At 63.8% G+C, this 24,180-nt stretch carries 21 protein-coding genes; 10 read left to right on the top strand and 11 right to left on the bottom strand.

The window, feature by feature from the left end:
- The 3 genes from hemC to E4T66_RS00095 form a co-directional block, all read right to left on the bottom strand.
- Positions 1-924, bottom strand: a complete 924-nt coding sequence (gene hemC, locus E4T66_RS00105) for a hydroxymethylbilane synthase (protein ID WP_169577454.1) — start codon at positions 922-924, stop codon at positions 1-3.
- An 82-nt stretch (positions 925-1,006) separates the two neighbouring features.
- The gene (locus E4T66_RS00100; RefSeq protein WP_136846891.1) at positions 1,007-1,750 is read right to left on the bottom strand and encodes a LytR/AlgR family response regulator transcription factor; all 744 of its coding nucleotides are present in this window, start codon (positions 1,748-1,750) and stop codon (positions 1,007-1,009) included.
- A 47-nt stretch (positions 1,751-1,797) separates the two neighbouring features.
- A complete protein-coding gene (locus E4T66_RS00095; protein WP_136846890.1) occupies positions 1,798-2,889 on the bottom strand; it encodes a sensor histidine kinase in 1,092 nt (363 codons plus the stop codon).
- Positions 2,890-3,018: 129 nt separating this feature from the next.
- Here E4T66_RS00095 and argH point away from each other — a divergent pair, with 129 nt between their 5' ends.
- Positions 3,019-4,428, top strand: a complete 1,410-nt coding sequence (gene argH, locus E4T66_RS00090) for an argininosuccinate lyase (protein ID WP_136846889.1) — start codon at positions 3,019-3,021, stop codon at positions 4,426-4,428.
- 71 nt (positions 4,429-4,499) lie between these two features.
- Here argH and E4T66_RS00085 read toward each other — a convergent pair whose 3' ends face one another.
- Positions 4,500-4,988 (bottom strand): Mpo1 family 2-hydroxy fatty acid dioxygenase, encoded by a 489-nt coding sequence (locus E4T66_RS00085; protein ID WP_136846888.1) that lies wholly within the window; start codon positions 4,986-4,988, stop codon positions 4,500-4,502.
- Positions 4,989-5,121: 133 nt separating this feature from the next.
- Complete coding sequence (locus E4T66_RS00080) at positions 5,122-5,826, bottom strand: Crp/Fnr family transcriptional regulator (RefSeq protein WP_136846887.1); 705 nt, start codon at positions 5,824-5,826, stop codon at positions 5,122-5,124.
- A gap of 408 nt (positions 5,827-6,234) precedes the next feature.
- On the opposite strand from E4T66_RS00080, the gene E4T66_RS00075 reads away from it, so the two are divergent.
- The 3 genes from E4T66_RS00075 (at position 6,235) to E4T66_RS00065 (ending at position 9,340) form a co-directional block, all read left to right on the top strand.
- Positions 6,235-7,620 carry a WS/DGAT/MGAT family O-acyltransferase gene (locus tag E4T66_RS00075; protein ID WP_136846886.1) on the top strand — a complete coding sequence of 462 codons (1,386 nt, stop codon included), beginning with the start codon at positions 6,235-6,237 and terminating at the stop codon, positions 7,618-7,620.
- A 248-nt stretch (positions 7,621-7,868) separates the two neighbouring features.
- A complete protein-coding gene (locus tag E4T66_RS00070; protein ID WP_136846885.1) occupies positions 7,869-8,615 on the top strand; it encodes a FadR/GntR family transcriptional regulator in 747 nt (248 codons plus the stop codon).
- Positions 8,612-9,340 (top strand): sterol desaturase family protein, encoded by a 729-nt coding sequence (locus E4T66_RS00065; protein ID WP_136846884.1) that lies wholly within the window; start codon positions 8,612-8,614, stop codon positions 9,338-9,340. Before E4T66_RS00070 ends, E4T66_RS00065 begins: the two co-directional genes overlap by 4 nt.
- 13 nt (positions 9,341-9,353) lie before the next feature.
- Here E4T66_RS00065 and E4T66_RS00060 read toward each other — a convergent pair whose 3' ends face one another.
- Positions 9,354-9,542, bottom strand: coding sequence for an oxidoreductase-like domain-containing protein (locus E4T66_RS00060; protein ID WP_136846883.1), 189 nt, complete (start codon positions 9,540-9,542; stop codon positions 9,354-9,356).
- 352 nt (positions 9,543-9,894) lie between these two features.
- On the opposite strand from E4T66_RS00060, the gene ydfG reads away from it, so the two are divergent.
- The 3 genes from ydfG to E4T66_RS00045 all read left to right on the top strand — a co-directional run bounded on the left by ydfG (position 9,895) and on the right by E4T66_RS00045 (position 13,321).
- Complete coding sequence (gene ydfG, locus E4T66_RS00055; RefSeq protein WP_136846882.1) at positions 9,895-10,647, top strand: bifunctional NADP-dependent 3-hydroxy acid dehydrogenase/3-hydroxypropionate dehydrogenase YdfG; 753 nt, start codon at positions 9,895-9,897, stop codon at positions 10,645-10,647.
- A 201-nt stretch (positions 10,648-10,848) separates the two neighbouring features.
- Positions 10,849-11,550 (top strand): fused DSP-PTPase phosphatase/NAD kinase-like protein, encoded by a 702-nt coding sequence (locus tag E4T66_RS00050; protein WP_136846881.1) that lies wholly within the window; start codon positions 10,849-10,851, stop codon positions 11,548-11,550.
- Between the two features lie 4 nt (positions 11,551-11,554).
- On the top strand, positions 11,555-13,321 hold the full coding sequence (locus E4T66_RS00045; RefSeq protein WP_211242689.1) for an ABC transporter ATP-binding protein: 1,767 nt from the start codon (positions 11,555-11,557) through the stop codon (positions 13,319-13,321).
- A gap of 23 nt (positions 13,322-13,344) precedes the next feature.
- On the opposite strand, the gene E4T66_RS00040 is transcribed toward E4T66_RS00045, so the two are convergent.
- Positions 13,345-14,367 carry an AraC family transcriptional regulator gene (locus tag E4T66_RS00040; RefSeq protein WP_136846880.1) on the bottom strand — a complete coding sequence of 341 codons (1,023 nt, stop codon included), beginning with the start codon at positions 14,365-14,367 and terminating at the stop codon, positions 13,345-13,347.
- A 214-nt stretch (positions 14,368-14,581) separates the two neighbouring features.
- Between E4T66_RS00040 and icmF the strand changes: the two genes are divergently transcribed.
- From icmF to E4T66_RS00025, 3 genes are all read left to right on the top strand, one after another.
- Positions 14,582-17,848 (top strand): fused isobutyryl-CoA mutase/GTPase IcmF, encoded by a 3,267-nt coding sequence (icmF, locus tag E4T66_RS00035; protein WP_136846879.1) that lies wholly within the window; start codon positions 14,582-14,584, stop codon positions 17,846-17,848.
- Positions 17,849-17,940: 92 nt separating this feature from the next.
- Positions 17,941-19,125 (top strand): acetyl-CoA C-acyltransferase family protein, encoded by a 1,185-nt coding sequence (locus E4T66_RS00030; protein ID WP_136846878.1) that lies wholly within the window; start codon positions 17,941-17,943, stop codon positions 19,123-19,125.
- A gap of 64 nt (positions 19,126-19,189) precedes the next feature.
- Positions 19,190-20,053, top strand: a complete 864-nt coding sequence (locus E4T66_RS00025; protein WP_248679311.1) for a 3-hydroxybutyryl-CoA dehydrogenase — start codon at positions 19,190-19,192, stop codon at positions 20,051-20,053.
- Positions 20,054-20,206: 153 nt separating this feature from the next.
- Here E4T66_RS00025 and E4T66_RS00020 read toward each other — a convergent pair whose 3' ends face one another.
- From E4T66_RS00020 to E4T66_RS00005, 4 genes are all read right to left on the bottom strand, one after another.
- Positions 20,207-21,436 (bottom strand): DUF445 domain-containing protein, encoded by a 1,230-nt coding sequence (locus E4T66_RS00020; RefSeq protein WP_136846876.1) that lies wholly within the window; start codon positions 21,434-21,436, stop codon positions 20,207-20,209.
- A 311-nt stretch (positions 21,437-21,747) separates the two neighbouring features.
- Positions 21,748-23,217, bottom strand: coding sequence for a tetratricopeptide repeat protein (locus E4T66_RS00015; protein ID WP_136846875.1), 1,470 nt, complete (start codon positions 23,215-23,217; stop codon positions 21,748-21,750).
- Positions 23,218-23,221: 4 nt separating this feature from the next.
- Positions 23,222-23,878, bottom strand: coding sequence for an energy transducer TonB (locus E4T66_RS00010; protein WP_211242688.1), 657 nt, complete (start codon positions 23,876-23,878; stop codon positions 23,222-23,224).
- Between the two features lie 2 nt (positions 23,879-23,880).
- Positions 23,881-24,180, bottom strand: a 300-nt coding sequence (locus tag E4T66_RS00005) for an ExbD/TolR family protein (protein ID WP_136846874.1), incomplete at its 5' end; no start/stop codon positions are given.

The following is a 24,180-nucleotide window of genomic DNA, read 5'->3' as shown; positions in this document are numbered from 1 at the left end:
TCAGACCGCAATGCCCAGCGCGCGCAGAATCTCGTCAGCACCGGCGTCAAGCAGGCGCTGCGCCAGCTGCTCGCCAAGCGCCGTCGCCTGCTCGGCCGGGCCTTCGATGCGGTCACGGATCAGACGGCTACCATCGGGCGCTCCGACCAGACCCTCCAGTCGCACCTGTTTCGAGGTGACTACGGCATGCCCGGCCACCGGCACCTGGCAGGCTCCGCCGAGGCGGGCGTTCATTGCGCGTTCGGCCTGCAGGCGCAGCGCCGACGCTGGATCATGCAGCGGCGCCAGCAGCTGGCGGGTCGTTTCATCATCGTCGCGACATTCGATGCCGACGATGCCCTGGCCAATCGCCGGCAGCATCCGCGCCGGCTCGAATCGTTCGCGAATGCGCGCTGCCAGACCAAGCCGGATCAGACCGGCAGACGCGAGCAGAATGGCGTCGTACTGCCCCTCATCCAGCTTGCGCAGGCGGGTGCCAACATTGCCGCGAAGATCGATCACCTTCAGATCCGGGCGCAAGGCGCGCAGCTGTGCCTGCCGCCGCAGGCTTGAAGTGCCGACCACGGCACCCTGCGGCAGATCATCCAGACAGGCGTAGGTGTTGGATACGAACGCGTCGCGCGGATCCTCGCCGTCGAGAAAGGCGGTCAGGCACAGACCGGGCGGCTGCGCCACCGGCACATCCTTCATCGAATGCACGGCGAGATCGGCGCCGCCATCGAGCATGCACTGTTCCAGCTCTTTGACGAACAACCCCTTGCCGCCGACGTTGGACAGCGGGGCGGACAGCATCTGGTCGCCCTGCGTGGTCATCGGCACCAGCACCACCTCGAGACCGGGATGCGTCGCCAGCAACCGCGTCTTGACGTGTTCAGCCTGCCACAGGGCGAGCGGAGATTCGCGGGTTGCGATACGAACGAGCATGGTGGTGCGCAAGATCATTCAAAAGGGGCGTTATCCTCGCACGTCCGCCCGCGAACGTCTGCGCCCGAGCCGGCGATGACGCTCAGGAATCGGTCAGGAACCGGCGCACTTCCGCCAGCCGACGACGCGAGACCGGCAGCGGTTCGGAGGCATGCTTGATCTTCAGCCAATGATGCTGTTCACCCTGGCGGTCGCGCTCCAGACCGGCGATGTAGCGCGTATTGACCAGCGCCTTGCGATGCACGCGCAGGAAGGCCGGCTCGAAGTCCTGCTCCAGCGTCTTCAGCGACTCCTCGATCAGCACTTCGCCGTGCAGATGACACACGGTGGTGTATTTCTGGTCCGCCAGAAAATAAAGAATGTCGTCGACCGGCACCCGCACCAGTCCATCGCGCGTGGTCGCCAGCACGAACTCGCGCTTGGGCGGCGCGCCATCGCTGCTGGTCGCGGTCTGAGGCTTCTGCGCACGGGTCGGCTTGCGCACGCGCTGCAGCGCATCGCGCAGCTTGTCGAGCCGGATCGGCTTGAGCAGATAACCCTGGGCGCTGGCATCGAATGCCGACAGCGCGTGCTCGGAATAGGCCGTGGTGAAAATCACTGCCGGCGGCACATCCATCTCTGCCAGCTGGCGCGCAACCTGCAGTCCGTCGATGCCACCCATGCGGATATCGAGCAGCACCAGATCCGGTTCTTCGTCGTCGATGACGTCCAGTGCGGTTTCACCATCGCCGGCTTCGCCGACAATTTCATAGCCGGGGAACTCCTGCAGCAATCGCTTCAGCCGCTCACGCGCCAACGGCTCGTCATCCACAATCACGACACGCATCTTTGTAGCTCCCCTGGTTTCACAGCACCGGCACCCACCGCCGGACTCTAGCTTATATCTGACAATCCCTCGCTACGCGGCTGCCGCGGCAACACCAATCGCGAGCGATATACCCCACCCTCCAGGCGCAAGTCCCGGCCCATCTCCAATCTCGCCCCCTCACCGTAAATCAGGTTCAGGCGCTGGGCAATATTGTCGATGGCAATACTGTTGCCGCGACTGGGCTCGGAATCCTCCGGCGCCATCGGATTGGTCACTTCGATCACCAGGCGATCGAAGATTTCGCGCGCGGCAATCCGCACGACGCCGCCCTGTTTCAGGCGCGACACCCCGTGGTGGACCGCATTTTCGATCAGTGGCTGCACCACCAGCTTCGGTACCAGCCAGTCGAGCAGCTCTTCCGGCACATCCCATTCGACTTTCAGCTTGTCGCCCAGACGCAGACGCTCAATGCGCAGATAGGCATGACACAAGCCGATCTCCTCGACCAGCTGAGCCACCTGACCACGCTTTTCCAGACTGGCGCGAAACAGATCGGAGAGATCCTCGACCATCATTTCTGCATCGTCGGGCCGCACCTGGATCAGTGCGGCGAGGCTGTTCAGCGAATTGAACAGGAAGTGCGGACGGATGCGCGCATTCAGTGCCTGATAGCGCGCTTCACCTTCGGCCTTGACCTGCATCGACCACTGATTACGCACCCAGAAGTAGCGCAGCAGCAGCAACACCACAATTGCGGCAATGGCGGTATGCCGCAGCACGAAGGCGAGTCTCCCCTCGGCCGGAAGAATGAAGTCCCAGCTGAGGAAATGACTGAGCCGGTAAGCGATATCGGCAATGACCATGACGATCAGGACCAGCATGCCCCAGCAGAAGAAGAACAATACGCTGGGTCGCGCGCGCTGGACCCAGCGCCGTGCCCAGCACATCGCCGCAGCACAGCACAGACTGATCCACTGCAGATAGAGCGACGTCAGCAGCAGGCGTTCCAGCGCCGCCATGCCGGTCGTGCCCTCGCCCAGGGTCAGGACGATCGCCACCAGTTCCATCGTGAACGCCAGCGACACGACCCCCCAGCCCTCACAGAAGTTGGGGATCAAATCGAACTGGTTCGCCGCCTGAGGTCGGATTCTTTGCACGGGGCTGGGCGCCGGAAGATCGCGCAAGCTTCGCAGCGCGGACGCCGCCAATCAAGCATAACGATCAAACGACGGCCACCGCCCGGCGCCTATAATCCGCGCATAAACCCCGGCTTTCGCAGAATACGCATGTCCTCTTCAGGCAAATCGTCAGACTCCTCGTCCGCCAACCAGAAGCTCTGGGGCGGTCGCTTTTCCGAATCCACTTCGGCACTGGTGGAGAAGTTTTCCGAGTCGGTCAGCTTCGATTCGCGCCTGTATCGGCAGGACATCCGCGGCTCGCAGGCGCATGCGCGGATGCTGGCCAAGGTCGGCGTGCTGACTTCGGCGGACGCCGAGGCCATCGTCGCCGGACTCGACGCCATCCTGGCCGAAATCGAGGCCGGCAGCTTCGTCTGGAGCGAGGCGCTCGAAGACGTCCACATGAACATCGAAGCGCGCCTGACCGACCGGATCGGCGACGCCGGCAAGCGCCTGCACACCGGCCGTTCGCGCAATGATCAGGTTGCCACCGACATGCGGCTGTACGTGCGCGACGTCATCGACGCGCTGGTGCCGCTGATCGACCGCGTCGCCGGCGGCCTGCTGGATCTGGCCGAGCGCGAGGCCGACACCGTGATGCCCGGCTTCACCCATCTGCAGATCGCGCAGCCGGTCACCTTCGGTCACCACATGCTCGCCTGGCGTGAACAGATGCTGCGCGACCGTTCGCGACTGCTCGACTGCCGCAAGCGCATGAACCTGCTGCCGCTGGGTGCCGCGGCGCTGGCGGGCACGGTCTATCCGATCGATCGCCACTACGTCGCCGAACAGCTCGGCTTTGACGGTGTGACCGAGAATTCGCTGGATACCGTTTCGGACCGCGACTACGCGATCGAATTCTGTGCCGCAGCCAGCCTGATCCTGATTCATCTGTCGCGCTGGAGCGAGGAACTGATCCTGTGGGCAAGCCCGATGTTCGGCTTCGTCGACCTTCCGGACCGTTTCTGCACTGGCTCCTCGATCATGCCGCAGAAGAAGAATCCGGACGTGCCGGAGCTGGTGCGCGGCAAGACCGGCCGTGTGATCGGTAATCTGAATGCGCTTCTGGTGCTGATGAAGGGCCAGCCGCTGGCCTATAACCGCGACAACCAGGAAGACAAGCCGCCGCTGTTCGACACCGTCGACACCGTCAGCCTGTGCCTGCAGGTCTATGCCGAGATGATTCCGGCCATCAAGGTCCGTCACGACAACTGCCGTGCCGCGGCCGCCAAGGGATTTTCGACCGCAACCGACCTAGCCGACTATCTGGTCATGAAGGGACTGCCATTCCGCGATGCGCATCACGTGGTCGGCAGCGCCGTGGCGCATGCAACGCGGCAGGGCTGCGATCTGGCCGAGCTGCCACTGGGCGAGCTGCAGGCGTTCAGCGCGCTGATCGGCGAGGACGTCTACGCCCACATCACGCTGGACGCCAGCGTCGCCGCACGCCGCAGCTACGGCGGCACCGCGCCGGAGCAGGTGCGCGCCGCGATCGCGAGAGCGCGCGCCAAGAACTAGAGGGCCAGACAAGACGATGCGGGCGGCCGATCACCGGCCGCCCGATCGCTTCCCCACCCCCCGGTGTCGAATCAGGCGTGCAACGGACGACGCTGTAACAGCGCGACGAACTTGGCCTGCACAAACAACGGCCCGATCAGCAGGAACACCACATCGTCGAAGAATGACGGCTTGGCGCCTTCAATTTTGTGACCATAGATCTGCACAACCCAGGCGACCAGCCAGACCGGCACGGCGATCCACGGCAAGGCAACGCCGGCCACCTGCAGCGCGAAACAGGCCAGACCTGCGATCAGCATCCACAGCACGCCACTGAACAGACTGCCGGCACCCAGCCGGGCGTAGAACACCGCCACCGGCAGCGCGAGCAAAGTTGCCAGATTGATCCACGGCGCCACCGCGGGTGAAACACCCGGCACCAGCCAGGCCAGCGACGCGCTCCACAACAGCGCCACCGACGTGAAGTAGATCAGCGGCACGCAGATCATGTGGATCACCCGGTTGACCGGGTTGCGGTGGCTGCTTTCGTATTCGTTCATCAACTGCGTGTAGCTGCGCATTGCGCTTCCTCCAGGGTTCGAACCGTCCTGCGATCCGACACCGATTCTGGAGCGACGGCACCCGCGTGTCTGTCAATACGCCGACACACGCCCCAATCAGCGCATCACTCCGCGAACGCGTTGCCGGCGGACCTCAGAGCAGGTCGCCACCCCCGGCGTCGCGCACCCGCTGACGCAGCGCATCCGGCGCGGTGAGGGTGATGCGCCCTCGCCGCACCTGCAGCCCGCCCTGCGCCTGCAGCACGCGCAGCTCCTTGTTCACGCTCTGTCGCGTCAGTCCGAGCATGCGCGCCAGATCCTCCTGCGGCAGGCTCAGGTCAATCTCGATCCCCGCCTCGACCGGCCGGCCATACGCTTCAGCCAGATCCAGCAACCGGATCGCGATGCGCACCTGCGGCGGCAGGAATGAGCTTTCGATGTGCACCAGCGCCACGCGCAGCTTGTGGCACAACACCCGCGCGAATTCGCGATACCAGACCGGGTGGCGATCCAGCACTTCGCGCAGCGGCGCCGCCGGCACGATCAGCACCTCGGTATCACCCACCGCATAGGCATCGGCCGGACGCGGCAACGCGTCGAAGAATGACATTTCGCCGAACCAGGTCCCGGGGCGGTACAGGCCAAGCAAACCCTCGTAGCCGTCCGCGGTCGAGCCGATCATGCGGATCAAACCCGATCGCACACCGATCAGGTCCTGGCTGCGATCGCCCCGCGCATACAACAGCTCGCCGTCGACCAACCGCCGGGAGTGCCCCAGTGCGGACAGGGCGGCGACCAGCTCCGGCGGCGCGACGTCCCGCCACGGTTCGCTCCACAAGGCTTTGGGCGGCTGATTCATGTTCCGGCGTTCGCGGGTATTTGCATGACCCCGCCGTCATACCGCCTTTGCCCAGCCGCTGTCCACGCCCGCCCCATCAAAACGTCATTAGCCCTGAAGCCCTATCGTTTTTCCGCAATTGCCCGGCCCCGGTTCGATGAACCCACCAAAGGTTAGGGGGAGGACCGTTGGCGGATTGCGATGATGCAATCCAATAAGTCTGAACATTCATGTAGGGATTGCCCAGCGTGAAGGGGCTTGGGGGATTCGATATGCGCTGCTCCGAATCACACCGTTGCAGCCGCCATGCTTCCCTTTCGTCCCGGCGACGAGGTCACCCTGATGGCGTGAATCACGGGAATCCCGTCAACCGCTCGGCGACTTGCTGCGGACCGCGTCAGAACAGATGCAACTGGAGAAGGCCAGTCTATGGGTAGCTCAAGAGTCATCCCGCGCCGTCTGTCGATTCTGGACGGTACGTTCCTGAACATTGAAACGCGCGAGACACCCATGCACGTGGGTGGGTTGCAGGTTTTCCGCCTGCCCCCCAATGCGCCGAAGGACTTCGTCAAGAATGTCGTGCGCACATTGAGATCGCCGTCGGCCCTGGCGCGCCCATGGAATCTCAAGCTGGCCGATGTCTTTCTGTCACGTCTGGCACCCGCGATGATCGAGGACCCCAACATCGACCTCGACTATCACGTGCGTCACTCGGCCCTGCCTGAACCTGGCGGAGAGCGCGAGCTTGGCGAGCTGGTCTCTCATCTGCACAGCCAGACGCTGGACCGCTCACGCCCGCTGTGGACATGCCACGTGATCGAGGGCCTGGAAGGAAACCGTTTTGCGCTTTACATGAAGATTCACCACGCCCTGGTGGATGGGCAGCGGGGCATGAAGTTGCTGACCCGCTGCCTGGGCAGCAAGCCCGCCAACGGAAACTGGTGTGCGCCCTGGGATGCCGCTGCCGAACAGCGAAAATCGTCTGTGCAAAAGACCTCCGGGGCGAAACCGCCTGCCGGCCCCGCGGTAGCCTGGACGCGTGCCGCGCGCAACGCGCTGGCGCCGTTGCTGCGGCGCGAACCGGGAAAGGAGCCGATCCGGCTGCCGTTCGAGGCGCCTGCCAGCATCCTCAACGGACCGGTAACCGGCGCACGTCGTGTCGCAACACAACGCCTCGAACTGGCTCGCGTCAAAGCGGTGGCTGCGCACTACCAAGCTTCGGTCAACGACGTTTTTCTGACCTTGTGCGGCGCCGCCCTGCGGCGTCACCTGAGCGAGGGAGGAAGCCTGCCCGAACAGTCGCTGATCGCCGGCGTGCCCGTCAGCTTGCGCGGAGAACACAGCTCGGGTGACGACGGCAACGCAGTCGGCTTTCTTTGGGCGGTGCTCGGCACCCATCTTGACGATCCGGTCGAGCGCCTTCAGGCCATTCGACGCTCCATGGAGGTCAGCAAGCTCCACCTGCAATCGCTACCACCGAAAGTACGCTCTGCGTTGACGATGGCGACAATGGCACCCGTCATCGCCGTGCTCATGAGCGGTCAGGGGCCGCGCGTACGACCGTCCATGAATGTCGTGATCTCCAACGTGCCGGGACCCGCCCAGCCGCTGTACCTGGGCCGCGCCGAACTGGAAGGCATGTATCCAGTATCGATCCCCCTGCAGGGCCTCGGACTGAATATCACCTGCGTGAGCTATGCCGGTCAGTTGACCCTCGGCATCACGGGTAGCCGGGACGGCGTGCCCCACCTGCAGCGTATCGCTGTGTATATCGGCGCCGCTCTGGACGAACTGGAAACATCGATGGTCCCTTGAGGGCGCCCCCCCGAGCCGCACCATCTGACCGCCGAAAGAGCGAGAAAGGTCGTCCGGCCCGCGCAGCGCTGGTCCTGAGGAACGGGACAGAGGGTCCCTCAATGCCCGGATGCCATCCTGCCGCTCCGGTCAGAGGCCATGGCGAAGGAAATCACGCTCGGGAGATCTCCTGCCGATTCCTGAGGTTTTATGCACGCGGCACTCGTGCAGGCTTGCTGGCGCGACAACTGGTCTGATAAGTTGACCACATGACCAGAACCGCATTTTCCGCCGTGCGCCGCGAAGCCCTGTCCGATTCGGTCTATCGGCAACTCGCCGGCAAGATCCTGCATGGCGAACTCCCGCCCGGCGACGCCCTGCCGGCGGAGCGCGAGCTGTCCGAGGTGCTCGGCGTCAATCGCGGCGCCGTGCGCGAGGCGATCAAGCGTCTGCAACAGGCCGGACTGGTTGCGGTGCGCCAGGGCGGCAACAGCGTGGTGCTGGATTTTCAGGCCGAGGGGGGACTCGAATTGCTGCCAAATCTGCTGGTACACAAGGACGGGCGACTCAACGCCACCGTCGTGCGTTCGATCATGGCGATGCGTTCCGCGCTGGCGCCGGATATCGCCGGCGCAGCGGCGGCCAAGCAGCGCGCAGGGCTGGCCGACAAGCTCGATGCCGTTCTGAAGCGCATGCACACGGATCAGGCCCATTCACGCCAGCTGCAGAATCACGCGCTGGAGTTCTGGAAGATCCTGGTCGCGGGCGGTGGCAACATCGCGTTCCGCCTGGCGTTCAATTCGATGACCAAGACCTACACCCAGGTCTGGGATGTGCTGACGCCGGTCCTCGAAGCCGAGTTCCGCGACTTTGAAAACCTCGACGCGATTGCCGCAGCGGTCAGGCGCGGCGATGCCGAGACCGCACGCGAAGCCGGCCGCCGTCACGTCGAGATCGGGCGCCAGGCACTGGAACGCGCGCTGGATGCCGTCGAAGCCAGAGGCGGTTCCCTGTGAGCGCGCCACGTGCCGACGACCGCCGCATGCCTGGCGCCGAAGAAACGGCCCGGCGCAACCCGATGCGCCCGCCGGACACGCTGCCGCGCGATCGCAGCAGCGCGGTCAGAGCCTTCTGCGCGCACACCAGCCCGCAACTGATCGCCGGCTTAGTGCTGGCGTTCGGCCTTTGGCGCCTCGCACTCGGCGGCTGGTCCTGGATCGATGCGGCGATCGCGCTGGCGATCCTGGCCTACTTTCCGGTCAATGAGTGGCTGATCCACGTGTTCATGCTGCACTGGAAGCCGCGCAAGCTGTTCGGGCGCACGATCGATTTCTATCTGCCGAAAACGCACCGCCGTCACCACGCCGATCCGTGGAATCTGCACTGGGTATTCGTCCCTCGGCATGTGCATCTGTGGGTGGCCCCGACGATCGCCGTGCTGCTGGCGCTGCTGTGGCCGTGGAAAGCCTGGGTGCTGACTGCTGTGACGACCTACCTGCTGCTCGGCCTGCACTACGAATGGGTGCATTTCCTCGCGCACATTCCCTGGTGTCCACAGAACCGCGTACTCGGGCCGTACTACCAGCGCCGCGTGCGTGAGCACCGCTACCACCACTTCCGCAACGAGAATTACTGGTGGGGTGTCTCGATGGGCCTGGGTGACCGGCTGTTCGGCACAGCGCCCAAGGTCGACGAGACTGCACGCTCGGGCTCGACGGTCGATCTCGGCATCCGGCCCTGACCCGGATGCCGGCTCAGTCCTTCGGCTGCATCTGACGCGCGCGAATGGACGCCACCTGTTCCTCCCAGCGCTCGAGGTTCAGATCGTAAAGATCGTAGACGCAGCGCAGGCAGCCGCTCATGCAGCAGTCCGATGGGTCGGGCGGCTCGGGACGCGGCGGCAACAACGGCGGATCGTCCTTAGGCTCAGGCGGAGCGGACATCGACAACTTCAGTGGCATGCGTGGATGAATTGTGCGCAGATTGCTCTTGAGCCTGCTAACACTATGGCAATCCCTGCGCCGGTGGCCGTTTTGACGCAGGGCAAGGCGCCAGCCGAGCCGCTTGGTGACTCCAAGCAAGCGGCTGGCAACGCCGCACTGCGTCAAAACGGCCCCGTCCCGTTCGGGTTGCGCCGGAAATCGCGCGCAGCGGCGTTGCAAACCTTGACCTTGGAACCACCAAGGCCTGCGGTCCGCGCCTCGCCACGCACGATTTCCGACAGCAACGCAGTGATTGTCCATCGCGTTAACAGGCTCTAGTCTTGCGATCCGTTTCATCGCAGCAGAGTCCATCATGATTGTCTTCGTCACCGGCGCCACTGCCGGCTTCGGTACCGCCATCGCCCGCCGTTTCGCCGCTGACGGCGCACGCGTCATCATCGCCGGGCGTCGTAGTGATCGCCTCGATCCGCTGGCGGCCGAAATCGGCCCCAATGCGCTGGCGCTGACACTGGACGTGCGCGACCGTGCCGCGATTGAAGCCGCAGTCGCCGGGCTTCCGGCAGACTTCGCCGAGATCGATCTGCTGGTCAACAACGCCGGCTTGGCCCTGGGACTGGAGCCTGCGCATCAGGCCTCGCTGGACGACTGGGAGCAGATGGTCGACACCAACGTCAAAGGCCTGATGACGATGACCCGCGCGGTGCTGCCCGGCATGGTCGCGCGCAACCGCGGCCACGTGATCAACATCGGCTCGATTGCCGGCGAATGGCCCTACCCCGGCGGCAACGTCTACGGCGCCACCAAGGCCTTCGTCCGCCAGTTCTCGCTGAACCTGCGCGCCGATCTGCTCGGCACTGCAGTGCGCGTCAGCAACGTGGAACCGGGCCTGTGCGGCGGCACCGAGTTCTCGAACGTGCGCTTCCATGGCGACGATCAACGCGCGGCCGGCATTTACGAAAACACCACACCGCTGACCGCCGACGACATCGCCGACACGGTGCACTGGATTGCAACCCGCCCGGCCCACGTCAACATCAACACGATTTCATTGATGCCGGTGGTGCAGGCGTTCTCGCCGCTTGCGGTCCGTCGAGCGCAGAGCTGATCACGGCTCAGGGCGTGAACCGGGGCCGCATCGAAACCGCTCCGACACGCCGCAGTCATCAAGGCGCCATCTGAGGCTGGCATAAACCTGCTGCCGGTCGCCTGCCGGCACGCGTCTCCCAGACGACGAATCCGCGCTCCGCCTCTCCCGGCGGGGTCCAGGTGGCTTTGTGCCAGCGAACTTCACCGCAGAGGACCGACTGTGACCACACTGTTGAACGCACTGACGCCCGAGCTCGGCCTCTGGCGCACGGCGTGGCTGAATCGACTGGCGCGACTCTCTGCCTACCTGAGCATGCTGCTGACCGACCATGGCGTCGTCCGCCTGCTGTATGACAATCGCGGCGTGCTTGCACCTGGCGTCGAGCGCAGCAACCAGCCGGCACCGTGGCAGATTCGCCAGGCTGCCGCCCGCGGCATCAGGACGGTGATCAATCTTCGCGGCGAAAACCGCTTCGGCTCGTACACGCTGGAGCGCGCCGCCTGTGCCAGACACAACATCAGGCTCGTGAACTTCACGATTCGCTCGCGCCGCATGCCGACGCGCGAGGAAATTCACGGCGCCGCCCGCCTGTTCGCCACCATTGACCAGCCGTTTCTGATGCACTGCAAAGCCGGCGCCGACCGTGCCGGCCTGATGTCCGCACTGTACGTGTTGCTGGCGCAGCAGGGCCCGGTCGAACAGGCGATGCAGCAGCTCAGCCTGCGTTATGGACACATCCGCCAGGCCAAGACCGGCATCCTCGACTACTTCTTCGAAGCCTATCGGCGCGACAACGCGCGGACGCCGATGCCGTTCCTGACCTGGGTCGATCATCACTACGACGGCACCGCACTGACACGGCAGTTCCGCGCAAAGTGGTGGGCGAGCTGGATCACGGATCGATTGCTGCGCCGCGAATAATCCCTTGCTGCCGTCGCAAGTCGCGCCGATCGCGCGCATCCTGCCCCATCGTTCCCTGCTGGCCCGCCTGTGGCGGGACTATGTTCTCGGCCATGCCGGCGGCCTGATGCTTGCCGCCGTCCTGATGAGTGTGGAAGGCGGAACCCTGGGACTGATCAGCTATTCGATCAAGCCGATGTTCGACCGCATCTTCGTGCACGGCGAAAAGTCCGCGATGCTGCCGGTGGCGGTGGGGCTGTTCGGTCTGTTTGCGCTGCGTGGACTCAGCGCCTTCGGGCAGCGCGTGACGACCGCGCGCATCGGCCTGAGCGTAGTCGCCGACCTCCAGCGCGATCTGGTGCGCCACCTGCTGACGCTCGACAGCCGCTTCTTTCACGCGCACGCCCCCGGAACCCTACTCGAGCGCGTGCGCGGCGACGCGCAGACCCTGCAGAACGTCGCCAGCCAGTCGTTGATCGTGCTCGGCCGCGACAGCATCAGCCTGATCTCGCTGATCGCGGTGGCGATCCATGTCGACTGGCAATGGACGCTGATTGCGTTCGTCGGGGCCCCGCTGCTGGTGCTGCCGGTCGCGGCTACCCAGGGCATCGTGCGTCGCACGACGCGACTCGCGCGCCAGGCCGCCGCTGACGCCACCGCGCGTCTCGACGAGATTCTGCATGGCTTTCGCGCAGTCAAGCTCAACAACATGGAAGACCATGAGCAGGCGCGATTCGGCGTTACGGTCGATCGGCACCGTCACCTGCAGCTGCAGTCGGAACAAGCCAAGGCGGCGCTGCCGGCAATGATCGATCTGCTCGCCGGCGTCGGCTTTGTCGGCGTGCTGGTCTACGGCGGCCGGCAGATCATCGACGGCGAAAAAACGCTCGGCGAATTCATGAGCTTCTTCACCGCGCTGGCGCTGCTGTTCGACCCGGTGCGGCGTCTGAGCGGGCTGGGTGGCGCACTGCAGGCTGCGCTGGCCAGTCTCGAACGGCTCTACGGCCTGTTCGACCTGCAGGCCGAAATCCGCAACGTCGCCAGCGCCCAGCCGCTGGCGCGCACGGATGGCGACATCCACCTGAGCGACGTGTCCTTCGCCTACGAGTCCGAGCAACCGGTGCTGTCCGGCCTGACCCTGACCGCACGCGCGGGACAGCTTACGGCACTGGTCGGCGCATCGGGCGCGGGCAAGAGCACCGTGTTCAATCTGCTGACGCGATTGGCAGACCCGCAAAGCGGACGCATCACCATCGGCGACCAGGACCTCCGCGAAATCGATATCGCCGACCTGCGGCGGCACATTGCCGTCGTGGCCCAGGACACCGCGCTGTTCGATGAAAGCCTGCGCGACAACATTGCCTACGGCGATCGCAACGCCAGCGACCAGGCCATTGCCCAAGCAGCCGATCAGGCCCTGGTCAGCGCGTTCGCGGCATCGCTGCCGCAAGGGCTGTCCAGCCCGGCGGGTCCACGCGGTGCCAATCTCTCCGGCGGCCAGCGCCAGCGCGTTGCGATTGCGCGCGCGCTTCTGCGCGACGCGCCGATCCTGTTGCTGGACGAGGCCACCTCGGCTCTCGACAGCGCCACCGAACAGCGGATCCAGGCGGCGCTGGAGCAGGCCAGCCGTGGGCGCACGACGGTGGTCATCGCGCACCGTCTGTCGACCGTGCGGCGGGCGGATGTGATTCACGTGATCGACGCCGGCAAGGTGGCCGAAAGCGGGCGTCACGATGAACTGCTGCACGCCGGCGGCATCTATTCCCGGCTGCATAAACAGCTGGCCAGCTGACCCTACCCAACTGCAGGTGCCGCTCAGCCCAGCGCGTTCTGCCGCCGGTATTCCCCGGGACGCACGCCGGTCCACTGCTTGAAGGCACGATGGAACGCGCTCGGCTCGGCAAATCCGAGCGCGTGCGCGATGGCCGGAATGGGCTGGTCCGTGTGGGTCAGGTGCTCGATCGCCATGTCGCGGCGCATGGCATCCTTCATCGCGCGGAAACTCGAGCCCTCGCGATCCAGGCCCCGTCGCAGCATCGACGCGCTGACGCCGATCTGCAGCGCGAGTTCCTCGAACGTGGGCCAGTCCTGCGGCGCGGCGTCCTCGAGTTGGGCCCGCACCTTTGCCGACCAGCTGTCGGCGTCCTTGTACTTGAGCACGATGGTATACGGCGCCTCGCGCAGGAACTCGCGTGCCGATGCCTCGTCCTGCACCACCGGCGCATCCAGATGCGCGGCCTCAAATTCGATCGCTGTTTCGGCCTGATCGAACTGCAGCGCCTGCGAGTACATCAGGGTGTATTCGCGCCAGTGCTCCGGCATCGGATAGGAGAATCGCGCCTGGGTGATCCGGATGCGGCGCCCGGCCGCCCAGCACATCAGTCCGTGCACCATGATCAGCAGGGTCTCGTAGGCAAACGCGGGCACCGTGCGTCCCTGCGCGCGCGACCGTGGCGACGGCAGCAGCACGATGGCGGCACGCCCGCCGTCCTCGCGCAGCTCAACCTCCAGGTCATCCAGCACGATGCGCAACAGCCGGATCGCGCGCTGGGTTGCGCTGCGCAGACTGCGTGTGCCGATCATGAAGTAACACAGGCTGGAAAAGCTGCCGACCTTCATGCGCCGTGCATCCAGGCCGAAAAATTCGTCATCCAGCGCGGCGGCGACCTCCAGCCACAACGTGGCGAAGCTTTCCGCCGACACGCGCGCCTGCGAACTCTCCAGCAGACGCTCGGGTATCCGCGCGCGCTGCAACAACGGCGCCACGTCAATCCCCTGCCGCAAGGCCCCGTGCAGGGCCTCGCGAACGAAGTTGATCGATACGCTGTCTTTCTCCATGACGCCGGGTCCGCCGTCTCGCTTGGATCGGCCATTGCGCCGACACTGGCAAATTCTCGCACTGACGGCGCCACTTTTGGGCATCGCCACCACGCTGGAGGTTTTCTAGACTTGCACCCAAATCGCTGATTCGCCGGACCCATTTGCCGCACGCCCGGACGTGCCCCGAGCCGTTCCAGCCGGATTCAGCGCCACCCTTCGTTCGAGAACGCCGATGACCGACCTGTCCGTTGCCCAGCAGCTGAAACCCTACAAGGCCAAGCACAAGATCCGCTTTGTCACCGCCACCTCGCTGTTCGACGGCCACGACGCCTCGATCAACATCATGCGCCGCATCATGCAGTCCAGCGGCGCCGAAGTGATCCACCTGGGACATAACCGTTCCGCCGGCGAGATCGTCAAGGCGGCGCTGGAAGAGGACGTCCAGGGCATCGCCATCACCTCGTATCAGGGCGGGCACATCGAATTCTTCAAATACATCGTCGACCTGCTGCGCGCGGGCGGCGGTGAAAACATCAAAGTCTTCGGCGGCGGCGGCGGTGTCATCGTGCCGTCCGAGATCAAGGCACTGATGGACTACGGCGTCACCCGCATCTATTCGCCCGAGGACGGCGCCAAGCTCGGCCTGCAGGGCATGATCGACGATGTGGTGCAGTCCAGCGATATCGACCTGACGCCGATGGCACCCAAGACCTCCAAGGTTCTGGACACGCTGCAGTCCGGCGACCGCCGCCAATTGGCGCGTGCGATCACCGCACTGGAAAACGGCAGCTACGACGACGCTGTGCGCAGCACGCTGCGTGATGCCGCCAAATCGGTTCAGACCCCGGTCCTCGGCATCACCGGCACCGGCGGCGCCGGCAAGTCCTCGCTGACCGACGAGCTGGTGCTGCGCCTGCGGCTGGACCAGGAAGATCGCCTGAAAATCGCGATCGTCTCGATCGATCCGTCGCGCAAGCGCACCGGCGGCGCACTGCTGGGCGACCGCATCCGCATGAATGCGATCGAGAGCGAGAACGTCTACATGCGCTCGCTGGCGACGCGCGACACCGGCTCGGAAATCTCCGCAGCGCTGCCCGACGTGCTGGCCGCGTGCAAGCTGTCGGGTTTCGACCTGATCATTGTCGAGACCTCGGGCATCGGCCAGGGCGACGCCGCGATCGTGCCCTTCGTCGATGTCTCGCTGTACGTGATGACGCCGGAATTCGGCGCCGCCTCGCAGCTCGAAAAGATCGACATGCTCGACTTCGCCGACTTTGTCGCGATCAACAAGTTCGACCGCAAGGGCGCCGAGGACGCGTTACGTGACGTCTCCAAGCAGTACCAGCGCAACCGCGAGCGCTTCAGCGAATCGCCCGATTCGATGCCGGTCTACGGCACCCAGGCCGCACGCTTCAACGATGACGGCGTCACCGCGCTGTACCAGGCGCTGTTCCCGGCGCTGCAGGCCAAGGGCCTGAAGGCGGCAGCCGGCAAACTGCCGGTCGTCGCGGTCAAGTATTCGTCGCAGAGCCGCGCGATCGTGCCGGCCGAGCGTGTGCGCTACCTGGCCGAGATCGCCGGCAGCGTGCGTGACTATCACAAGACCATCGCACAGCAGGCGCGCGTCGCGCGCGAGCGACAGTCGCTGCAGACCGCCCGGGCGCTGATGGAAGCGGCCGGAAAACCGGTTGAAGCCCTCGACGAACTGGTCTCGTCCAAGGACGGCGATCTGCTGCCGGTCGCGCGCAAGCTGCTGGAGCAATGGCCGAAGACGCGCGAACTCTATGCCGGCGACGAGTACGTCGTGAAGATTCGCGACAAGGAGATTCGCACCAAGCTGATCAGCCAATCGCTGTCCGGCACCAAGATCCGCAAGGTCGCGCTACCGGCGTTCGAGGACGACGGCGAAACCTTGAAGTTCCTGATGAAGGAAAACGTGCCGGGCTCGTTCCCGTTTACCGGCGGCGTGTTCGCGTTCAAGCGCGAAGGCGAGGACCCGACCCGCATGTTCGCCGGTGAAGGCGACGCCTTCCGCACCAACCGCCGCTTCAAGCGTGTCTCGGAAGGCATGCCGGCACATCGCCTGTCGACCGCGTTCGATTCGGTCACGCTGTATGGCTGGGATCCGGATCTGCGCCCGGACATCTACGGCAAGGTCGGCAACTCCGGCGTGTCGATCTGCACCCTCGAAGACATGAAGGTGCTGTATTCCGGCTTCGACCTGTGCGCGCCGAGCACCTCGGTGTCGATGACGATCAACGGTCCTGCGCCGATGATCCTGGCCATGTTCATGAACACCGCGGTCGACCAGCAGGTCGACAAGTTCAAGGCCGAAAACGGCCGCGACCCGACCGACGACGAGTACGGCAAGATCAAGTCGTGGACGCTGTCGGTGGTGCGCGGCACGGTGCAGGCGGACATCCTCAAGGAAGATCAGGGCCAGAACACCTGCATCTTCAGCACCGAGTTCGCGCTGAAGATGATGGGCGACATCCAGGAATATTTCGTGCACCACAAGGTGCAGAACTTCTACTCGGTGTCGATCTCCGGCTATCACATCGCCGAGGCCGGGGCGAATCCGATCTCACAGCTGGCGTTCACGCTGGCCAACGGCTTCACCTACGTCGAGTCGTACCTCGCGCGTGGCATGCACATCGACGACTTTGCGCCGAACCTGTCGTTCTTCTTCAGCAACGGCATGGACCCGGAATACTCGGTGATCGGCCGCGTTGCCCGCCGCATCTGGGCGGTGGCGATGAAGAACAAGTACGGGGCCAACGAGCGCTCGCAGAAACTGAAGTACCACGTGCAGACCTCCGGGCGTTCGCTGCACGCGCAGGAAATGGCGTTCAACGACATCCGCACCACGCTGCAGGCACTGTGCGCGCTGTACGACAACTGCAACTCTCTGCACACCAATGCCTATGACGAGGCGATCACGACACCGACCGAGGAATCCGTACGCCGCGCGATGGCAATCCAGCTGATCATCAACCGCGAGTGGGGTCTTTCGAAGAACGAGAACCCGCTGCAAGGCAGCTACGTCATCGATGAGCTGACCGACCTGGTCGAGGAAGCGGTCCTGAAGGAGTTCGAAGCCATCGCCAACCGCGGCGGTGTGCTCGGCGCGATGGAGACCGGCTACCAGCGCGGCAAGATCCAGGAAGAGTCGATGTTCTACGAGCACCAGAAGCACGACGGCTCGTTACCGATCATCGGCGTCAACACCTTCCGCAGTCCACATGGCGACGACGTGCAGCGCGAGATCGAGCTGGCACGTTCGACCGAGGACGAAAAGCAGTCGCAGCTCAAGCGCCTGTCCGAGTTCCACAGCTGCAACGCCGGCACCGCGGCCCAGATGATCGAGCGCCTCAAGCGTGCCGTGATCGACAATGCCAACACCTTCGACGTGCTGATGGACGCCGTGCGGGTGTGCTCGCTGGGCCAGATCACCCAGGCGCTGTTCGAGGTGGGCGGCCGCTACCGGCGTAACATGTAGGTCTGACGGCCCGCCCATGGCGCGGGCCGCTGGTTTTGCGCCGCCCCTCAGGGGCGGCATTGCTTGGTTTTTTCATCATCGAGAGGTTTCCCATGTCCAAAGAAATTTTCGTCGTCGGCGCAGCGCGCACGGCGATCGGCTCCTACGGCGGCACCCTGAAAGACACGCCGCTGCCGGATCTCGCGACCATTCCGGTCAAGGCTGCGCTGGAGCGCGCTGGCGTGTCCCCCGAGCTGGTCGGTCACATGGTCATGGGCACCGTCATTCCGACCGAACCCCGCGACGCCTATCTGGGCCGCGTGGCTGCGATGAACGCCGGGATCCCGAAGGAAACGCCGGCATTCAACGTCAACCGCCTGTGCGGCTCGGGCTTGCAGGCCATCGTTTCGGCCGCGCAGACGATCCTGCTCGGTGACGCCGACATCGCCGTCGGCGCCGGCGCCGAATCGATGAGCCGCGGTCCGTACATGATGCAGGCCGCACGCTGGGGCGCACGCCTGGGCGACACCAAGCTGATCGACTACATGAACAGCATCCTGCATGACCCCTTTGAAGGCATGCACATGGGCATCACCGCCGAGAACGTCGCCGAGCGCTATGGCATCACGCGCCAGATGCAGGACGAGGTCGCCGCGACCAGCCAGCAGCGCGCTGCCAAGGCGATCGCCGAAGGCTATTTCAAGTCGCAGATCGTTGCGGTTGAAATCAAGACGCGCAAGGGCGTGATCAACTTCGAAACCGACGAAGGTGTGCGCGGCGACACCACCGTTGAATCGCTGGCCAAGCTGAAGCCGGTGTTCAAGAAGGACGGCGGTCTGGTCACGGCTGGCAACGCATCGAGCCTCAACGACGGCGCCGGTGCCGTGGTGCTGGCTTCCGGTGACAAGGTCAAGGAACTGAACCTGAAACCGCTGGCTCGCCTGGTGGCCTACGCGCACGCCGGCGTCGAGCCCGCGTACATGGGCATCGGTCCGGTGCCGGCAACCCGGGCGGTACTCGCCCGCGCCGGCCTCAAGGCCAGTGATCTCGATGTGATCGAAGCCAACGAGGCCTTTGCCGCCCAGGCCTGCGCCGTGACGCGCGAACTGGATCTGGATCCGGCCAAGGTCAACCCGAACGGCTCCGGCATCTCGCTCGGCCATCCGGTCGGCGGCACTGGCGCAATCATCACCACCAAGGCCATCTACGAGCTGCAGCGCACCGGCGGCCGGTATGGGCTGGCGACGATGTGCATCGGCGGAGGCCAGGGCATCGCCGCGATCTTCGAGCGCGTCTGATCCACAGCCTGCATCAACCGACGCCCCCGCCAGCCGGGGGCGTTTTCATGAAGGGAAGACATCCATGAGCAACACCCGCATCCAGACCCTCGGCATCGTCGGTGCCGGCATGATGGGCAACGGCATCGCGCAGGTCAGCGCCGCCGCCGGCCTCAACGTCATCATGGTCGACATCAACGAGGCCGCGGTTGCCAAGGGCCTGCAGACCGTCGCCACCAGCCTCGACCGTCTGATCAAGAAAGAGAAGATCACCGCCGCCGACAAGGACGCGATCCTCGGCCGCATCAAAGGCACCACGAGCTACGACGATCTCAAACCGGCACAGCTGGTGATCGAAGCGGCGACCGAGAACACCGAGATCAAGCTGAAGATCCTGCGCCAGCTCGACAACCTGCTTGACCCGTCAGCCGTCATCGCGACCAACACCTCATCGATCTCGATCACGCAACTTGCCGCCGTGACCTCGCGTCCGCAGCGCTTTGTCGGCATGCACTTCTTCAATCCGGTGCCGCTGATGCAGCTGCTGGAAATCATCCGCGGCCTGCAGACCTCGGACGAGACGCACGCGCTGGCGATGGACTTTGCCCAGACCATCGGCAAGACCCCGATCACGGTGAAGAACAGCCCCGGATTCGCGGTCAACCGCATCCTGTGCCCGATGATCAACGAAGCAATCTTCACGCTGCAGGAAGGTGTTGCCACCGCAGAAGACATCGACACCGGCATGAAGCTGGGCTGCAATCATCCGATCGGGCCGCTGGCGCTGGCCGACATGGTCGGCCTCGATACGCTGCTGGCGATCATGAAGGTGTTCTACGAAGGCTTCGGCGATCCCAAATACCGCCCGGCGCCGTTGCTGGTCGAAATGGTCGACGCCGGTCTGTACGGGCGCAAGACCGGCAAGGGGTTCTACGATTACTCTAAGTAACGTACAGATCAGATACCGCCCAACCAGAGCCCCGCATTGCGGGGCTTTTTATTGAAGGGCGCATGCAGACCGACATGACGGGATCAACAATTTGTCGACAAGGTGACACGCCGAGACGACCGCTAGAGTCATCCAGTGGAATTCTGAGACAGCTCAAAGCATAAGCTGTACTTGCAGTTCTCCAACGATGAATCCGAGAATTGCGCCGCAGAGCACCAGCGTTTTCTCATCCTCCTTGAACGCAGGCCGCAGCATCCCCTCAAACTCGACCGGGGTGAGCAGTTTCATTTTTCGGACGATGGTGTCATTGATGTCCAGTGCGTCCATCGCATAGGCCTCGACATGCTTGGAGGCTTCCGGAATCAGCTCAATGATTCTCTGAACGATCAGCTGCCTCATCTCCTGATAGCGCGCAGAACCGATTGCGTACAGCACCAGAGGCCGCGCAACACCCAACTGCTCGTCTGTAGCCTGGCTTACGTGGCGATGCAAAAGGTCAACCAGCTGCTCGGCGAACGGACCGGACATCAGGTGCTCAACCATATTGGCCGGGGTCAAGAGCTGCTTCGCGATGAGCGTTGCGTAGTCGACTGCGACTTCGTTCTGACGTGCAATGAATTTCCCCTGAAACGTCAAACCCATGAACTTCACGGGGGACAAGGGACGAAACAGCATCTGCAATGCGAGCCAATCGCTGATCAGTCCGACCAAGCCTCCAAACGCTGGAATGAGCCACGCTTTATGCCACAGCAACCAGCAAGCCAACTGCACAAAGCCGAGAATCAAGCCAAACCAGAATCCCGCATTGCGAAAGAAGATGAACTCTTTATGCCCGATACTTCGGAAGATTTCGTTTAGCAAAACCTTGTCTTTCACCATGTTCGACACCAGCAGATGCTTGGCGTCGAAGTAGCGTGAAGGATCCTGCAGAACATCTTTCCACAGGTCGGCAGACAGTTGAGGAATTTCTTTCTGGAGTCGTTTTACTACGCTCTTTCGCGCGAAATCCGGGAGTCGCATCCATACCGTCGGCATGAAGCGCTCACCAACTTCGCAGATGAGATCCTCGCTTGCCCGCTGCAGCGGTTGCTCCAGTTCTTGAATCATGCGCACTGGATCAAGCTTGCTGACAATCTCTTCAATTGTGATGAGTCGCCCAATCAGGAGATCGGCAGCTGCACCCGCCATTTTCTCGGCTTTCCTGGGAACGACACCTTGCCAGCCCAGATACGGTGGAATGCCCCGAAATTCGACAGGGCGATACATCATTTCAAGCGCCAGCAGCTTGGTGACGTAGCCAATCAGCGCTGCGAGCAATGGAATGCCGAGATAAGTTGTCAGGTGAGCCTGAAAGTCGGCAATGAGTGCGTTGAACCAGTTCATGCGCAAATTATCGCAGTGTTAGAGCGACACCGCGGCGGCAAGTGACATTTCGTTGCGAAAAGCAAAAGCATCATGCATCCACCTCACCTTACAAAGTACCCAAGCAGGTCGTGTTCGGCACGCTGCCGAAAACCTCGACCGGCAAGATCCAGAAATTCCAGCTGCGTGCGCAGCTCAAGGAAGCCCTGCTGGCAGCGGGATGATGTGATCAAAAAAAGACAGGGTGTTCCAGAGGAACACCCTGCGAGAACGACACCCGGTCACTGCAAGTGCGTGCAATCAACGCGGGCGCGGGGGAGAACCGGTCACTCTCAGCTGAATGCTGAACGGCGTAGGCGGACGTCCACGGACGCCGCGCCAACTTCACTATTACTCTCTGCCGGCACAGCAGGCGCCCCGGCGTCATCAGCTTCAGGCTCTGCGGTCTGAGCCGGCGCGTCTGCGCTGTCATCCACATCCTCTGCCTTCTTCTGCTTGGGCATTCCAGTGCCATTGAGCGCCTGTTTGCGCTGGATCTCTGCGGTGACGAAGGAGACCCAGGTATTGGCCTGCTCGGCGACGTCCGGATCGCTGGCTGCACTGATGAAGGTGCTCCTGGCCTGTGCCAGCTTGCCGGCGTTGTACTGCGCCGTACCCAGCTGCATGCGGATCGAGCCCTTGTCGTCGATGTCGTCGGCCTTGAGCGCGTGCTCGAAGGCTTCGGTGGCCTGGGCGTAATCGCCGGTCTCGTTGTACGCCTGACCCAGATACACATAGTGCTTGGACTGCCCGCTGGTCTCGGCCAGCTTCTTCAGCACCGGGATCTGCTGGTCGTACTCCTTGGCCATGCTCAAGGCCTGCGCATACAGCTGCAGGTTCTCGACGTCCGGTTCGATCACTTTGGTTTTGAAGGCCTTGGTCAGCAGCTCGACCGCCGGATACGGCGCTTCCTGCGCCAGATACAGCCGGGCCAGATTCAGCTGGTCCTGCGGCTTGCTGACCATGCCGCCCTGATACGCGGCGTGCAGCGTCGCCAGCTGCTGCTTCTGATCCCCCATCAGCCCGTACATGCCCGACAGCTGCAGCCAGTAGGTCTCCTTGGGGTAGTAGGCCACCAGCAGTTCCAGCACCTTGGCTGCCCGTTCGTAGTTGCCCAGCTCGTAGTAGGCGGCTCGCAGCAGCGCCAGCCAGTTCTCCTTGGGCTGGACCTGACGTTCCTTGGCCTTCTTCAGACCGGCCAGCACGGCCTTTTCAGTCTTTGCGTAGTCGTTGGTCTGGTAGTACGCCTGCGCCAGCAGCATGTACGCGTCCGGCTGCGGGTCCTGCGCCTGCTTGAACCACTCACCCAGGATCTGGATCGCGGTCTTGTAGTCTTCAGTCACGAAGTGCAGCTGCGCCAGCGCGAACAGCGTCGTGCTGCGCATCGCCTCGGGCAGGTTCTCCTGCTTCAGGACGTTCTTATAGGACTCGATCGCCTTGGGCGTGTTGTCCATGGCGTAGTACACCGCCGCCATGAAGTTCCAGTACGTCGCCTTCTCGTAGTCGTTGAACTTGGCGTAGCCCGACTGCATGCCCTGCATCAGGTCCAGCGCCTGCTGATACTGCTTGGCGTCGAACGCCTGCTGCGCGGCTTCCAGCTGCTTGTAGACCTTCTGGCTCAGCGTCTGCGTCAGTTTGGTCGGCGGCTTGACCGGCTTTTCCTTGTCTTCGGCGTGAGCCCCGAAGGACAGGCCCAGCAGCGCCGCCGCGATCAGGCCATGCGCGAGGGTTTTGTATCCAGATCGGAGCGGTGATCGATGCATCACATCACTTCTCCAGCTTGAACGTGATCAGGTGCTGCACATGCGGCACCTGTACCGGTTTGCCGTTGTCGACCCGCGGCTTGTACTTGAACTTCAGCACCGCCTTCTGCGCGGCGCTGTCGAAGATGCCCTGCGGTTCGGCTTCCAGCACGACCGGGTCCTTGACCGCGCCGGTCTCGGTCACGGTGAACTCCAGCAGCACCCAGCCTTCGATGCCGCGGCTGGCGGCTCTGGAGGGATAGATCGGTGCGACCTTGACGATCGGCAGGTATTCGCCGTCACTGGCCGACAGTCCAAAACCGGACTTCACCGCCACGTCACTGGCGACGTTCATCGGGCCGATGTTGATCGCCCCGGCATCCGGGTTGGCGGCGTCCTGCTGCTCCGGTGCCACTTCCGGCGGCGGCGCTTCCGGCTTGTCCGGCTTCTCCGGCTTGGGCTTGTCGATATCCAGGTTCTGGTCCTTCTTCACCCGCACGAAGTCGACGATGCGCCCCTTGGGACCGTCGGTCAGCGCCGCGCGTCCCGAAGCCACCAGCTCGGCCATCAGCCAGAACAGCAGGAACGCGACGATCCCCGCCACGATCGCGCCCAGCACCATCCGCACCAGACCCTGACCCGGCGGTTTATGTCCCAGACTGGCGATTGCACTCGCTGACATGGTTACGGCTCGCTCGCGGCGATCGAGACGTTGAACACCCCGGCCTGGCGCGCCGCGTCCATCACGGCGACCAGCTTCTCGTTGGTCGACTGCTTGTCGGCCTGGATCACGACCGAGCCCTGCGGGTTCTCGGCGTGCAGGCGCTCGATGTTCGCGCGGATGTTTCTGACATCCACTCGGCGTCGGTCGATCCAGATCTGCCCGTCCGCGGCGATCGCGATCAGGATGTTGGCCTGGTCCTGCTTGGTCGCCGTCGTGGCTTCCGGCCGGTTCACTTCGATGCCGGCTTCCTTGATGAAGCT

Origin of the sequence: Sinimarinibacterium arenosum (genome assembly GCF_005047655.1) — a bacterium.
In the GTDB taxonomy this organism is placed as follows: Bacteria; Pseudomonadota; Gammaproteobacteria; order Nevskiales; family Nevskiaceae; genus Solimonas.
Note: the sequence above shows the minus strand (reverse complement) of the source record. Positions and strands in the feature narration are given on the sequence as shown.